Origin of the sequence: Arthrobacter sp. ERGS1:01 (assembly GCF_001281315.1) — a bacterium.
In the GTDB taxonomy this organism is placed as follows: domain Bacteria; phylum Actinomycetota; class Actinomycetes; order Actinomycetales; family Micrococcaceae; genus Specibacter.
The window spans coordinates 1697219-1710284 of record NZ_CP012479.1; the positions used below are offsets into that span (position 1 = coordinate 1697219).

Consider the following 13066-nt stretch of genomic DNA (forward strand, 5'->3'; position numbering starts at 1 on the left):
CATCGTCACCACTGTGGCTCGGCGGGGGCGGTGATCTTCACCGTGGTGCCACTACCCGGCGGGCTGGTGACCCTGATGTCGCCGCCGATGCTCCGCATCCGTTCGCGGAGTCCCAGGAGCCCGGTACCTGTGCCTTTGCCGAGTTCCACGCCGCCGATTCCGGTGTCGATGACGCGGGCTCTGACGCCGTCCTGCGTGCAGTAAAGCTCCAACCTGACGTGGTCGACGCCGGCATGCTTGGCGACGTTGGTCAGTGCCTCGGATACAGCGAAGTAGACCGCCCCCGCGGATGGGGAGGAGAGTGAAGAATCATCGGTGTCCTCCGCCACCACTTCGACGTCCAATGGCGAACGGGAGGCCACCTCGCGGATTGCGGCCACGAGTCCCAAGTCGCTGAGTTCAGGCGGGTGGATCCCGCGCACTGTGTCGCGCAGGCGCCGCAGCGCCCGCTCCGCCTGATCCTGGGAGCGCAATGCCAGTGCCTGGATGCGGTCCTTGTCCGCCCCGGAGCTCGCGGCTGATTCGAGCAGGCCAAGACTGAGCACCACGGCCACGAGGTCCTGCTGCGCGCCGTCGTGCAGGTCGCGTTCGATGCGGCGGCGCTCCTGCTCGAAGGCTTCGGTGAGTGAGGCACGGCTGTTGCGCACTTCCTTCAACTGCGCTTGGAGGTCCAGGTCATGCCGGCTGGAAAAACCGAGCAGTGCAGCGTCACGCACTTTCGAAAAACCGACGAGCAATGCCGCGGTCACCAGGGCCAGTCCTGCGCCGGCGGGGACGGCCGCCAACGACTGCCCAAAGGAGGTGGGCGTGAAGGGGCCCACCTGTGCCGCGACGCCGAAGGCCCAGAGCACGGGGGAGGTCACCAGTGCCAAGGCGCCGATGAAACCGAAGAAGACTACGAGTAACGAAAGCAGGCCGAGAAGGAGTGCCGTGAGGAATATGGGCAGGTCCGTACGCCACAATCCCGAGGTGCGCACCCGGGCACGGCACCATGTGGTCCAGGATTGGTGGGCCGGGCGCAACCGTGAGCTCGGTGCACCGCAGGCACGCGCCCGCAGCCTGTCGATCTCCGCGACGGTGACGGCCGTCAGCGGCAGTAGCGGCAGCAGCACAAGCATCAGCGGAGTCAGTGCTGCGGCCACAACCTCCGTCAGCACCCTTCGGAGCAGGATCGATGGTGGCATGCCTCAACTCTCCCACACGGCCGGCACACCGAAACGAAAGGTAGACCTGGCTCTACCTGTCTCGGGTGACAGCACCAGTGCGTGTGCGTTTCAGAAACGGTGGAATGGATATATGCCTATCGAATCCAACTCCGCCAACCTTTGTGTACGAGTACGGGGCCTGCACATGGCGTTCCCAGTTCCCGGACGCGGCAAGGAGAGCGCCCGAATTCTGCACGACATCGACCTCGACATCCCCGAGGGTCGGCTGACCGCCATCGTCGGTCCATCCGGCTCCGGCAAGTCAACCCTGCTCTTCTGTGCCGCGGGGCTTGAAGAGCCCACCGGCGGCACCATCGAAGTGCTCGGAGTGGAGCTCGGTTCCCTCAACCCGCGTCAGCGTGCCACCTTCCGCAGTGAACACATCGGCTTCGTCTTCCAGGACTACAACCTGGTCAGCTCCCTCACCGTGGAAGAGAACATTGCGCTCCCGGCCCGCCTCGCCGGCCACAAGGTGCCCAAGAAGCGCATTCGCGACGCGATGGAGCGCCTGGGCATCGGAAAACTTGCCCGGCGGCGCCCGGACAGGCTGTCCGGCGGCGAACGTCAACGTGTCGCGATTGCCCGGGTTGTGGCCAACCAGCCGCGCATTGTGTTCGCCGATGAACCCACCGGCGCCCTTGACCTGCAATCGGGCCATGTTGTCCTCGATTGGTTGCAAGCTCTTCCGGCCCAGGGAACCACCGTTGTGATGGTGACCCATGATCCTCTCGCCGCAGCCAGGGCGGACCAGGTGGTGGTCATGGGTTCCGGTCACATCCACCAGGTCATGGCTGGTGGGGATAGCCACGCGATTGCCGATGCCATCCTTGCTGCGCAGGCCGTTGCCGATTCCGCGGAGGTGCCGGCGTGATCCGCCTGGTGATGGCCGACGTCCGCCGTCAAGCTGCAATGTGGCTGTGGACCGTCCTGTGCGCCACAGTTGGTGCAGCATGTTCGGCGGGCTCGGTGATTGCCATGTTTACCGCCCTGGGTGCAGCCCGGCATGCAGGGGACGCCAACATGGCAACGGCTGCGATTGCGCTCGGGGGAAATATTGTCTTCTTCACGGTGCTGGCCTCGGTCGGGGTAGTCGCATCCACCGTGAGCTTGACGCTGACAAGCCAGCGCCGCGAACACGCATTGTGGCTGGTGCTGGGCGTCCCTCGCGGGCGTGTGCGCAGCGTGCTGAACGCCGAGCTAACAGTTCTGGGCTTGGTAGCAGGGGTCCTCGCACTGCCGCTGGCGCTCTTGGTCGCTGCCGTAGCGCTGGTTCAATGGACCAATTCCGGCCTTGACCTTCACGGAGCCGGCATCGCCTTCCAGCCGTGGCACCTTGGCGCTGCAGTGGCGGCAGGAGTATTTCCCTGTTTTGTGGGTGGTTGGGGTGCCGCGCGACGCGCGTCGAAGACCCCGGAGATGCGTGCTTTCCGCGAGAACGCAGACCCGGGCGTGCGGCCCGGTGTCGGCCGGAGCATTCTGGCATTCTGCCTGTTCGCCGGTGTAGTAGGCATGTGGATCCCCGGTTTGGGTCTGGAACTCAGCGGTGGATTTGAACAGCGCACGGCCTTCGCCTTCGCCGGCAATCTCTTCTTGGTGTGCCTGTTGCTGGTCATGGGGCCCTGGGTTCTTACGCCCCTGATGTCGTTGTGGACAGCAGCGGTACCGGCCAACAACGTGGCATGGCGGCTGGCTGTCCACTCCTGCCGAACCCGTGCGGCCCGCAGCGTCACCACCGTGTTGCCCTTTGCTTTGGCCCTGTCCATGGTGGGCCTGTTCATGGTGATCGGAAACGCGATGCCCGGTGGCACAGCCGGCGTTGGCGATGTGCTCGTCGTCCTGGGCTGGGTCTTTGTTGTCTCGTGGGTCGGGGGCCTGGCCGTCATCGCACTGGTGGGACGCGAGCGGCACCGAGACTCCGCTCTCCTGAGTGTGGCCGGTGCGCGCCCCGGCGTCATCGCCCGGTCAACCCTGTACGAGGGGCTCATCTATGCGATCACTGCGATCCTCTTCGGCCTCATCACTTTGGTGATCGCTTGCTGGACCGTCGCCATTGGCGCCCGTGTTTCCCAGCTCGAAATAGTGTCCGGTCTGCCCTGGGTCACGCTCTGCGGACTCGCTGCCTTGACGCTCGCCACTCCCTGCGCGGCATTGCTATGGCCAGCCATTGCAGCATCCCGCACCAACGTCCCCAACGCGCTTCGCAGCTGACGCGCCGCTGCGGCTACACGACTAACCACCCCTTCTCCAAGAAGTTCAACGGCATGCAGCACTGCATGCCCCCAGAAATAAGGAATCACACTATGACTACCAAACCACGCACCCTGCTCGCCCTTGGCGGGATCGTTCTCCTGGCCCTTGTCGCCACCGGTTGCGGCAGCGAGAGCGGCACAGCCAACGCCACCGTGGAGACGAAGTCGTTCTCGTTCAGCGGGGAGAACCTCATCGTGACCTCACACTCCTCCGACCTTGAACTCATCTCCGCAGACGTCGACGAGATCCAGGTCGAGCGGGCGAGCAGCGGGTCAATGATCGGCGCAGAGCCCAAGTCCGTATGGCAGCTGGACGGGAACACCCTGACACTGGACCAGAGCTGCACAGGTATCTCCATTAATTGCGGCGCCCGGTTCACCGTAAAAGTACCGCGAAACGTCACTCTTTCCGCTGAAAACGGCGGCGGCCGCATCAAAGCGACCGGATTCACTACCGAGCTGAGCTTGATGACCATGGACGGAGATATTGACGCGGAGAAGATCTCGGCCAAGTCAGTGACGGCGAGCAGCAGGAACGGCAAGGTTCAGCTCGAGCTTGGCGCAGTGCCCGACCTCGTCAACGTACAAAGCCAGGACGGAATCATCCAACTGGCCCTTCCACAAGCGACGTATGCAGTCGACACGTCCGCGAAGAAGGGGAGGATCAGCGTGAACGTGGCCACGGACGACGGCAGCGCCCATGTGGTGAAAGCCCATTCCCGCAACGGTGACATTTCCGTCGAAAAGGCGCCGTAACTCCCGCGGCGTTAACGAGTGACCAGTTGAAAAGTGGCGAGAATTTAGTCTCACGCACCGGCGGTTCGAATCCGGCAGGCTACGGCCGGTCAGCTTCGGGCAGATCCGGCTCGGTTTCCCCCAGACCCCGGGCCACCAGCGCCTCGCCGGTGGCCTGGGCGTAGCCGACCGTGGCAATCACAACAGGCAAGGACCGGGCCAGCAGGTTCCGTTCCAGTCCACGAGCCCGGGCGGCATCGCGGACGTCGCTGAACGCGCCAATCACAAAGGGGATGCTGCGCAGCATGAGCGCCACGGTCAGCGAAAACCGTTCGGGATCCGCGCCGAACCGCTCCAACGGGCGCACCATGGCGTCGAGACCGTCCAATAGTTCGTCGACGGGCGTGGTCGCGGTGAGCACGTTGGACGCCAGCACGGTGGCAACGATCGCCGCTATCACCTGCCAGGCCACCACCGGGCCGTGCTGCCACCACTGGTAGGCCGCGATGAGCACCAGGAACACAATCATCATGCGAAGGGCGCTCCACAGCCTCCGCCAGGGCAAGCCCGCAAGGGCATGGGACGCAACCACCATCACCAGGACGAAGGTCGTGACGGCGGCCCCGATTCCCACCGGTATGGCGGGGGAGGCCAGGCACAGCACGGCCACTAAAAGCAGCAGGACTGCTTTTAGCCCCAGCGGCATGCGGTGGACAAAGGAGGTGCCGGGAATGTACCCGGCCACCAAATGGGCGTGCCCGCGCATCAGCCCACCAAGGCCCGGTACCGGTCCACGGCCTCGGCGGCCGGACCGTCAAAGGCGATGCCGGCGTCGTCGACCACCAGGATCCGCTCAAAGGTGGCGGCCAGGGACAGGTCATGGGTGGACATGATGATCTGTTGGGGCAGTTGCTCCAATCGTTCGCGCAGCAAACGCGTGTTGCGCAGGTCCAGCAGCGTGGACGGCTCGTCGAGGACCAGGATGGAAGGCTCCACGGCCAGCACCGCAGCCAACGCCACCAGCTGGCGTTCGCCGCCGGAGAGCTCGTAAACGCTGTTGCCGGATAGGTGCGCCAGCCCATAGGACTCCAGGATGGATTCGGCCTTGGCGCGCCGTTCTTTCTTGCCCAGCTTGAGCCGGCGCAGGGACAACTCCACGTCCTCCACGGGCGTGGGCATGACGAGCTGCGACAACGGGTCGGTGAAGACAAAACCAACCGTGCGACGCACGGCCGAACCCTGGGTGCGGGTGTCGAGGCCGTTGACGCCAACGGTGCCCGTAGACGGAAGCACCAGCCCGTTGAGCAGGCGCAGCAGCGTGGACTTGCCGGAGCCGTTGGCGCCGATGACGGCAATCCGCTGTTCGCGCAGCTCCAGGGAAAGCGGCCGGAGGATGGTTTTCGGAGCAGTGTCCCGGGCATCGGCCGGGGGAATGGAAACCCCGGCCGCCGACAGGACGATTGAACGTGATGCTGGGACGGTCACCGGCGGCGTCGCACCAACACATCGGGGAAAGCACGGTGCAGGCTCAGCGCGATGGCCACGGCAATGACGTTCTTGAGGATGTCACCGGGCAGGTAGATGGCGTCGGCACCGATGGCCGCCGGCAGGCTCATGCCCTTGATGACGAAGCCGATGATCCCGCTCGCGTGGATGACCACCATGCCGGCCAGGGCGGCACCGAACAGCGCTGCGGCGCGGAAACGGCTGCGCACGGCCCAGCTGGCCAACAGGCCCACCACGGCCACGCCAAAGATGAAGCCGATGATGTAGCCGGCCGACGGGCTGGCCAACACGGCCGGACCGGCACGGAAGCCGCTGAAGATGGGCAGGCCAATCAACCCCAGGAGGATGTACAGGCCGACGGCGGCCGTGCCGCGGGCAAATCCCAGAACGAGCCCGCACAGGCTGACCACCAGGGTCTGCAGCGTAATCGCCACACCCAGCGGGCCCACATTGATGCCGGGCACCGCGATGGAGGCGGCAAGGAGTGCGGCGAAAACGGCGATCAGGGACAGGTCAACCGCGGTGAAACGGCGTCGTCCGGCAGTCACGGAAGACTGCAGGGGGGCCGGTGCCGCCGTCGAATCCGTCGCAGGGACAAGCTTTTCCTGCTGCGGGCGTGATGTTCGATTCATTCTCACTACTTTCCGATGCCTGGGGATTTTTGTTGTGCCGGAACCTCGCTAGACTGGACAGGTTGTTCAACGCAAGTCCTGCCAGTATTTAAGGGGCAGACGTTCGTTTCGCGGCACTTACCCACTTACGTGAAAGGTTACTACGTTGATTACGGTCCAAGACCTTGAGTTACGCGCCGGGGCGCGACTGCTCATGGACGAAGTGTCATTTCGGATCGACAAGGGTGACAAGATCGGCCTGGTGGGACGTAACGGTGCCGGCAAGACGACGCTGACCCGCGTCCTGGCAGGGGAGGGCCTGCCTGCCGGCGGCAAGGTCACCCGCAGCGGCGAGATCGGCTACCTGCCCCAGGATCCCCGCACTCCCGACATGGAACAGCTGGCGAAGGACAGGATCCTTGCCGCCCGCGACCTGGACAAGGTCATCACCAAGCTGCGCGCCGCCGAGCACGACATGGCCAGCGAGGACAACAACGTCCGGGACAAGGCCATGCGCCGCTATGACCGGCTCGAGCAGGAATTCCTGGCCGGCGGGGGCTATGCTGCCGAGGCTGAGGCCGCCGCCATCTCCTCCAACCTGGCCCTGCCGGAGCGGATCCTGAACCAGCCGCTGAAGACGCTCTCCGGTGGTCAGCGCCGCCGTGTGGAACTCGCCCGGATTCTTTTCTCCGGCGCCCAGACCATGCTCCTCGATGAGCCCACGAACCACCTTGACGCCGACTCCATCGCCTGGCTGCGGGACTTCCTCAAGAGCCATCAGGGCGGGCTGATCGTGATCAGCCACGACACCGATCTGCTCGAGGCCACGGTGAACAAGGTCTTCCACCTGGACGCCAACCGCGCCACGATCGACCAGTACAACCTGGGCTGGAAGAAGTACCTGGCCCAGCGCGAGACCGACGAACGGGCCCGACGCCGGGAACGCGCCAACGCGGAAAAGAAGGCCGGAGTCCTCATGGAGCAGGCCAACAAGATGCGTGCCAAGGCCACCAAGGCCGTCGCCGCCCAGAACATGGCCAAGCGTGCCGAACGCCTGCTGGCCGGCCTGGAGGACGTCCGGGCCCAGGACAAGGTTGCCGCGCTGCGCTTCCCGGACCCCTCACCGTGCGGGAAGACCCCGCTCATGGCCGAGGGCCTGAGCAAGTCCTACGGCTCGCTGGAAATCTTCACCGACGTCAGCCTGGCGATCGACCGCGGCTCCAAGGTGGTCATCCTGGGCCTCAACGGTGCCGGCAAGACCACGCTCCTGCGCATGCTGGCCGGCGTGGCCAAGCCGGACACCGGGGAGATCATCCACGGGCACGGGCTCAAGGTGGGCTACTACGCCCAGGAGCACGACACCCTCGACGTCACCCGCACCGTGCTGGAAAACATGCGCTCGGCCGCCGGTGACATGAACGACGCCGAAGTGCGCGGGATCCTCGGATCCTTCCTGTTCTCCGGCGACGACGTCAACAAGCCGGCCGGGGTTCTCTCCGGTGGTGAGAAGACCCGCCTGGCGCTGGCCACGATCGTGGCGTCCTCGGCCAACGTGCTGCTCCTCGATGAGCCCACGAACAACCTTGACCCCGCCAGCCGCGCGGAGATCCTCGGCGCCCTGAAGAACTACAGCGGAGCCGTGGTCCTGGTCAGCCACGATGAAGGCGCCGTGGAGGCACTCGATCCCGAGCGCGTGGTCCTGCTGCCCGACGGCGACGAGGACCTCTGGAACCCGGATTACCTGGACCTGATCACCCTGGCTTAGTCCCCACGCCCGGCAGCGACGGCGGTCAGCGGACCGCCGTCGGCACCGCGCCGGTGACCCACAACAGTTCCTCATACGTGAGGGACAACATGGCCTGATGGCTTCCCGCGCCCGCCCACAGGAGCGGGAAGCGGGCCAGGTCCGTGTCCAAAAATGCCCGGATGGGTGCCCGGTGCCCCAAGGGGGCGACACCACCCACCGGCTGCCCGGCGTGCTCCAGCACGAACTCGGGGGTGGCCCGGCCAATCTTGGGCAAACCGTGCTCCCTGGCCACCAGCTTCGCGTTGACCTTCGCGGCCCCGCTGGCCAGGATCAACAACGGTTCGCCGCCGCATTCAAAAATCAGGCTGTTGGCGATTGCGCCCACCTCACAACCCAGGGCTGCTGCAGCTGTGGCCGCCGTCGCGACGGTTTCCTCCACGACGATGACCGTGTCGGGGAGCCCCGCGGCCAGCAGCGCCCGGCGCACGTTCTCGACGACGGGATTGGCGGTTTCCGGGGTTGCTTCAGCACTCATGGTCCCAGTCTATGGGCAATGTCACAGCCTCCACACAACCGCGCTTACGTCGCATAACGGCGGTTTCCCGGCTTATGGGCGGTTCCTGACCCGCCGATAAGCCCGGAAAGCGCCGATATGCGTCAAATACGCTTAGAAGCCCTGAGAATCCAGCAGCGCGTCTTCCTCTTCCTCGGCCGAGGCGCGGGCCCCGGGCTTCTTGACCTTCTTCAGCCGACGGGGGTGGAATGCGGAACCGCGGCCATAGATTTCCTCGACCGGGATGCCGGTCTCGGCAGCCTCAAGTTCGTCGAATTCGTCATTGCGTCGCTGCATCCGGGCGGCGTAGCCGAAGCCCACAAAAGCCAGTACGCCGAAGCAGATCCACTGCATGGCGTAGCTGAGGTGCGAGCCCTCGTCGATGGACGGGGCGGGGAAGCCAATGGGGTTGACCGCCGCGGCGGGGGATTCGGTGGCGAGCTGGGCATACGCGCCGGTCTTGATGGGGTAGCTCAGCTGAGTCGCGTAGTCGCCGAGCTCAATGGAGGCCAACTGGCCCGCCGGGGCGCCACGGTTGAGTTTGGCCTCGGCCGGCCGCAGCCTGGCCACCACCGTGACCTCTCCGGACGCCGGTTGCGGGACGGAGTCCGGGTGCCCGGGGTCCTTGTCGCCAATGGGCAGCCAGCCGCGGTCGATGATGACGGTGTCGCCATTATCCAGGGTCAGGGGCACCAGCACCTCGTAACCGGGCTGGCCGTTGAGCGGGCGGTTCCGGACAACCCGTTGGTCGGCCGTCTTGTAAACGCCCTTCATGGTGACCTGGGTCCACTCCTTAGTGGAGTCAAAGTGCGCGAAGTCGTTCGCCATGGTGCTGTACGGAACGGGCGCGGAGGAGTAGTTGGCGGTGATCTTGGCGATGTCCGCCACGACCTCATTGCGCCGGTTCATCTGCCAGTTGCCCAGGGCCACGCAGGCGATGGCAAAGATCAGCGCCATCACAAAATAGCCGGCCCACTTGCTGGAAAACAGGAACTTGTACGTCTTCATGTATTAGGCGGGTTCCTCATTGGTCATCGGCACGGTTTCCTTCCAGAGGGACCGGCTTTGCAAATAATCTTCCAGCCACGCGACATGGTCATCGCAGGCCAGCCATATCTTACGCCGCTCAGGTGTGTGGATACGCGGGTTGTTCCAGAGCAGCTGCGTGGTGGCGGCGGCGCGGCAGCCCTTGCGGGAGCAGATGGTGGGTGCGGGCTCCGAACCCATCATGTCCAAAAGGTTCATGCCGTGGCCTCCGTCGTTCCGCTGCGGCCAGGGTTCCGGCGTTCATTCTCATGGGCTTCATGTCCGGCGGGCCCGGTTCCGCCCGGGCCGGATTCGGAGCCCGGGGTGGGGGCGCCGTCGTCGTCCATGGCGGCGGGTGAGGCATCGTCGTCGTCGACCAGCTCGCCCTGTAGCAGGACCTGTCCGTCGTCGTCCGGATCCACGGGGGCGGAGGCCAGCTCAAACGGGGGAGCCTCATCCAGCAGCGAGGCCTGCTCCACGTGCACGGTGTCGGCCCCGGCGTTGGCGATGACCACGGCAACCCAGGGCAACAGCACGGCGCCCACGACGGGGATCAGCTTGAACCAGCCGTCAAAGACGAAAATGAGCACGATGCAGACCATGCGGATACCCATGGCCGTGGCGTACTTCACGAGCCGTCCGTGCATCTCCTGGCTGTGCGCCTCGGCGGCGTTGGTGATGGTCTGGACCTCGGGTACGGCGGCAGCGCGGCGGTAGCGTTTCCGCGGCCCGGTACCGGACGCGGGCATTGCTGATTGGTCTTTCATCACACTCCAAGGGACGCCTTCATTCTCTCACTGCCGGTGTGCACAACCAAAAAGCCCAAGTGCGTGCCAATGCGGCTTTCCCGTAGGATGCAATGCGAGCAACGAATCTTGGAGGAATACATGAATGCACCCGCCAACGCACCCGGACAGGGCCGCAGCGTCCTTGTTACCGGTGGTAACCGCGGCATCGGCCTGGCCATTGCGCAGGCCTTCCTGGCCAACGGCGACAAGGTGGCCGTCACGTTCCGGAGCCCGTCCGAACTGCCCGAGGGCATCCTTGGCGTGCAGGCCGATGTGACCGACGCCGCATCGATCGACGCCGCGTTCACCGAGGTCGAGGCGGCCCACGGCCCCGTGGAAGTGCTCGTGGCCAACGCCGGCATCACCAAGGACACCCTGCTGCTGCGCATGAGCGAGGACGATTTCACCTCGGTCATCGACACGAACCTGACCGGCGCGTTCCGCGTCATCAAGCGCGCCTCCAAGGGCATGATCCGCCTGCGCAAGGGCCGTGTGGTGCTGATTTCCTCCGTGGTGGGCCTCTACGGCTCGCCGGGGCAGATCAACTACGCAGCGTCAAAGGCCGGTCTGGTGGGCATTGCCCGGTCACTGACCCGCGAGCTCGGCTCCCGCGGCATCACCGCCAACGTGGTGGCCCCCGGCTTCATCAGCACCGACATGACCGCGGCCCTCCCCGAGGACACGCAAAAGCAGTACCTCTCCACGATTCCGGCCGGCCGTTTTGCCTCCGCCGAGGAAGTGGCCAACGTGGTCCGCTGGGTCTCCAGCGACGAGGCCGCCTACATCTCCGGCGCGGTCATCCCGGTCGACGGCGGACTCGGCATGGGCCACTAGGCCCACCTTTTACTTGTTCATAGAGAAACGAAGGATTGTTTATGGGAAAGCTTGACGGAAAGACAGCTATCGTCACCGGTTCATCGCGCGGCGTTGGCGCCGACGTGGCCAAGAACCTGGCCGCGGAAGGTGCGGCCGTGGTGGTCAACTACCGCCAGAAGGCACCGCGCGCCAACAAGGTCGTGGCACAGATCGTGGAGGCCGGCGGCCGCGCCGTCGCCGTGGGCGCCGACCTGACCGAGCGCGAGGGCGTGCACGCCCTGGTCAGCGCCGCCATGGAGAACTTTGGCTCGCTCGACCTGCTGGTGCTCAACGCCTCCGGCGGCATGGAAGGCGGCATGGCCGAGGACTACGCCCTCAAGCTGAACCGCGACGCCCAGGTCAACCTGCTCAACGCGGCCCTGCCCGTCATGAAGCCCGGTTCCCGTGTGGTGTTCGTCACGAGCCACCAGGCGCACTTCATCGAAACCACGCCCACCATGCCCGAGTACGAGCCCGTGGCCCGGAGCAAGCGTGCCGGCGAGGACGCGCTGCGCGCCCTCATCCCCAACCTTGCCGCCGAGAACGTCTCCCTCGTGGTGGTTTCCGCCGACATGATCGAGGGCACCGTCACGGCCACGCTGCTGGACCGTGCCAACCCGGGCGCCATCGAGGCCCGCCGCGCCGAGGCCGGACGCCTCTACACGGTGGCCGAGTTCGCCGCCGAGATCACGGCCATGACGACGGCCGACGTCGAGACCGGCCACACCGAATACGTGGGCGGCGCGGACTCCTTCAAGTAGGGCTGCGCAACCAACGCAAAAGCGGCGGTCCCACCAATTGGTGGGGCCGCCGCTTTTGCGTGTTGTCTTGGCGCGGGCCTTTAGCGTGCTGCCTGGATTCCGGCCAGGGCCAGGGCAACGTCCAGGTTGGGCAGGTTGATCTGGGCGTCGGCCACGGCCCGGACGGCGGGCTTGGCGTTAAACGCCACGCCCAGCGCCGCCGCGTTCATCATGTCCAGATCGTTGGCCCCGTCACCGATCGCCATGGTGGCGTCCATGCCGATCCCGGCTTCCGCGCTCCAGTCGCGCAGCTTGGTTTCCTTGGCCGCCCGGTCGACGACGGCGCCGCGCACCTTGCCGGTGAGGTGGCCGTCAACGATCTCAAGTTCGTTCGCCAGGGAAAAGTCCAGGCCCAGGCGCGCGGCCAGCGGTGCCAGGATCTGCGCAAATCCGCCCGATACGGCTGCCACGGTGTGCCCGGCTGCCTTGGCCTCGGCCACGAGGCGTTCGGCGCCCACCGACATCTTGATCTTCGCGCCGACTTCCGCCAGCACGGTCTCGGGCAGGCCGGCCAGGGTGGCCACCCGGTGATGCAGGCTCTCGGCGAAGTCGAGTTCGCCCCGCATCGCGGCCTCGGTCACCTTGGCGACCTCGGCCTCGGTGCCGGCATGGGTGGCCAGCAGTTCGATGACTTCCTGCTGGATCAGGGTCGAGTCGACATCCATGATGATGAACTTGCGCCGGGCGCCGCGCAGCGATTCGGGCACCACGGCCGTGTCCACGCCGGCCACCGGCGCAGCCGCCAGGGCCGCACGCAGGGCGGGGGCGGCGTCGTCGTCGGCGGAAAGCCCAAAGCTGGCAGTCTCAAAACCCGGGTGGCTTTCGCGGGACTCGTCCAGGACGGTGCAGCCGTTGGCAAGCAGCAACGCACGGATGGCGGCGACGGATTCGGCGGGAAGCGTTTGGCCATAGCTGACCGCAGTAAAAGTGGAGGGCATGGGTCGATTCTAGCGAAACACGGGACGCACTGGCTGCACGGGGCCGCACAGTT

Annotated in this window: 15 protein-coding genes; 6 read left to right on the forward strand and 9 right to left on the reverse strand. The window is 65.7% G+C overall.

Features of this window, described 5'->3' with window-relative positions:
* Nucleotides 1-5: 5 nt before the first annotated feature.
* Nucleotides 6-1184, reverse strand: coding sequence for a sensor histidine kinase (locus tag AL755_RS11515; protein ID WP_054011124.1), 1179 nt, complete (start codon nt 1182-1184; stop codon nt 6-8).
* A 112-nt stretch (nt 1185-1296) separates the two neighbouring features.
* Between AL755_RS11515 and AL755_RS11520 the strand changes: the two genes are divergently transcribed.
* The 3 genes from AL755_RS11520 to AL755_RS11530 all read left to right on the forward strand — a co-directional run bounded on the left by AL755_RS11520 (nt 1297) and on the right by AL755_RS11530 (nt 4210).
* Nucleotides 1297-2076 carry an ABC transporter ATP-binding protein gene (locus AL755_RS11520; RefSeq protein WP_237762669.1) on the forward strand — a complete coding sequence of 260 codons (780 nt, stop codon included), beginning with the start codon at nt 1297-1299 and terminating at the stop codon, nt 2074-2076.
* Nucleotides 2073-3413 (forward strand): FtsX-like permease family protein, encoded by a 1341-nt coding sequence (locus AL755_RS11525; protein WP_054011126.1) that lies wholly within the window; start codon nt 2073-2075, stop codon nt 3411-3413. Before AL755_RS11520 ends, AL755_RS11525 begins: the two co-directional genes overlap by 4 nt.
* A 92-nt stretch (nt 3414-3505) precedes the next feature.
* Nucleotides 3506-4210 (forward strand): DUF4097 family beta strand repeat-containing protein, encoded by a 705-nt coding sequence (locus AL755_RS11530; protein WP_054011127.1) that lies wholly within the window; start codon nt 3506-3508, stop codon nt 4208-4210.
* Nucleotides 4211-4289: 79 nt separating this feature from the next.
* Here the strand turns inward: AL755_RS11530 and AL755_RS11535 are convergent, their stop codons facing one another.
* From AL755_RS11535 to AL755_RS11545, 3 genes are read right to left on the reverse strand one after another with little or no spacing between them, the layout of a single operon-like run.
* Complete coding sequence (locus AL755_RS11535; RefSeq protein ID WP_054011128.1) at nt 4290-4955, reverse strand: energy-coupling factor transporter transmembrane component T family protein; 666 nt, start codon at nt 4953-4955, stop codon at nt 4290-4292.
* Nucleotides 4955-5674: an energy-coupling factor ABC transporter ATP-binding protein gene (locus tag AL755_RS11540; protein WP_445290502.1), complete on the reverse strand. Its 720-nt coding sequence runs from the start codon at nt 5672-5674 to the stop codon at nt 4955-4957. The genes AL755_RS11535 and AL755_RS11540 overlap by 1 nt, the downstream gene beginning before the upstream one ends.
* Entirely contained in the window at nt 5671-6327 is a 657-nt protein-coding gene (locus AL755_RS11545; RefSeq protein WP_082369185.1) for a biotin transporter BioY, read from the reverse strand. The genes AL755_RS11540 and AL755_RS11545 overlap by 4 nt, the downstream gene beginning before the upstream one ends.
* A 145-nt stretch (nt 6328-6472) precedes the next feature.
* Here AL755_RS11545 and AL755_RS11550 point away from each other — a divergent pair, with 145 nt between their 5' ends.
* Complete coding sequence (locus AL755_RS11550) at nt 6473-8071, forward strand: ABC-F family ATP-binding cassette domain-containing protein (protein WP_054011129.1); 1599 nt, start codon at nt 6473-6475, stop codon at nt 8069-8071.
* Nucleotides 8072-8096: 25 nt separating this feature from the next.
* On the opposite strand, the gene AL755_RS11555 is transcribed toward AL755_RS11550, so the two are convergent.
* The 4 genes from AL755_RS11555 to AL755_RS11570 all read right to left on the reverse strand — a co-directional run bounded on the left by AL755_RS11555 (nt 8097) and on the right by AL755_RS11570 (nt 10399).
* Entirely contained in the window at nt 8097-8588 is a 492-nt protein-coding gene (locus tag AL755_RS11555; RefSeq protein WP_054011130.1) for a YbaK/EbsC family protein, read from the reverse strand.
* A gap of 132 nt (nt 8589-8720) precedes the next feature.
* Nucleotides 8721-9614 carry an SURF1 family cytochrome oxidase biogenesis protein gene (locus tag AL755_RS11560; protein WP_054011131.1) on the reverse strand — a complete coding sequence of 298 codons (894 nt, stop codon included), beginning with the start codon at nt 9612-9614 and terminating at the stop codon, nt 8721-8723.
* A 3-nt stretch (nt 9615-9617) separates the two neighbouring features.
* Nucleotides 9618-9851 carry a hypothetical protein gene (locus tag AL755_RS11565; RefSeq protein ID WP_054011132.1) on the reverse strand — a complete coding sequence of 78 codons (234 nt, stop codon included), beginning with the start codon at nt 9849-9851 and terminating at the stop codon, nt 9618-9620.
* On the reverse strand, nt 9848-10399 hold the full coding sequence (locus AL755_RS11570; protein ID WP_107503843.1) for a DUF3099 domain-containing protein: 552 nt from the start codon (nt 10397-10399) through the stop codon (nt 9848-9850). The genes AL755_RS11565 and AL755_RS11570 overlap by 4 nt, the downstream gene beginning before the upstream one ends.
* Before the next feature lie 120 nt (nt 10400-10519).
* Between AL755_RS11570 and AL755_RS11575 the strand changes: the two genes are divergently transcribed.
* On the forward strand, nt 10520-11254 hold the full coding sequence (locus tag AL755_RS11575; RefSeq protein ID WP_054011133.1) for a beta-ketoacyl-ACP reductase: 735 nt from the start codon (nt 10520-10522) through the stop codon (nt 11252-11254).
* Between the two features lie 41 nt (nt 11255-11295).
* Nucleotides 11296-12036 carry an SDR family oxidoreductase gene (locus AL755_RS11580; protein ID WP_054011134.1) on the forward strand — a complete coding sequence of 247 codons (741 nt, stop codon included), beginning with the start codon at nt 11296-11298 and terminating at the stop codon, nt 12034-12036.
* 80 nt (nt 12037-12116) lie between these two features.
* Here the strand turns inward: AL755_RS11580 and serB are convergent, their stop codons facing one another.
* Nucleotides 12117-13013 (reverse strand): phosphoserine phosphatase SerB, encoded by an 897-nt coding sequence (gene serB / locus AL755_RS11585; protein ID WP_054011135.1) that lies wholly within the window; start codon nt 13011-13013, stop codon nt 12117-12119.
* Between the last annotated feature and the right edge of the window lie 53 nt (nt 13014-13066).

Bases quoted from the DNA above. Each gene is read 5' to 3' on its own strand.
- AL755_RS11515 (WP_054011124.1), bottom strand. From the start codon at position 1,184: ATGCCACCATCGATCCTGCTCCGAAGGGTGCTGACGGAGGTTGTGGCC.
- AL755_RS11520 (WP_237762669.1), top strand. From the start codon at position 1,297: ATGCCTATCGAATCCAACTCCGCCAACCTTTGTGTACGAGTACGGGGC.
- AL755_RS11530 (WP_054011127.1), top strand. From the start codon at position 3,506: ATGACTACCAAACCACGCACCCTGCTCGCCCTTGGCGGGATCGTTCTC.
- AL755_RS11535 (WP_054011128.1), bottom strand. From the start codon at position 4,955: ATGCGCGGGCACGCCCATTTGGTGGCCGGGTACATTCCCGGCACCTCC.
- AL755_RS11545 (WP_082369185.1), bottom strand. From the start codon at position 6,327: ATGAATCGAACATCACGCCCGCAGCAGGAAAAGCTTGTCCCTGCGACG.
- AL755_RS11555 (WP_054011130.1), bottom strand. From the start codon at position 8,588: ATGAGTGCTGAAGCAACCCCGGAAACCGCCAATCCCGTCGTCGAGAAC.
- AL755_RS11560 (WP_054011131.1), bottom strand. From the start codon at position 9,614: ATGAAGACGTACAAGTTCCTGTTTTCCAGCAAGTGGGCCGGCTATTTT.
- AL755_RS11565 (WP_054011132.1), bottom strand. From the start codon at position 9,851: ATGAACCTTTTGGACATGATGGGTTCGGAGCCCGCACCCACCATCTGC.
- AL755_RS11570 (WP_107503843.1), bottom strand. From the start codon at position 10,399: ATGAAAGACCAATCAGCAATGCCCGCGTCCGGTACCGGGCCGCGGAAA.
- AL755_RS11575 (WP_054011133.1), top strand. From the start codon at position 10,520: ATGAATGCACCCGCCAACGCACCCGGACAGGGCCGCAGCGTCCTTGTT.
- AL755_RS11580 (WP_054011134.1), top strand. From the start codon at position 11,296: ATGGGAAAGCTTGACGGAAAGACAGCTATCGTCACCGGTTCATCGCGC.
- serB (WP_054011135.1), bottom strand. From the start codon at position 13,013: ATGCCCTCCACTTTTACTGCGGTCAGCTATGGCCAAACGCTTCCCGCC.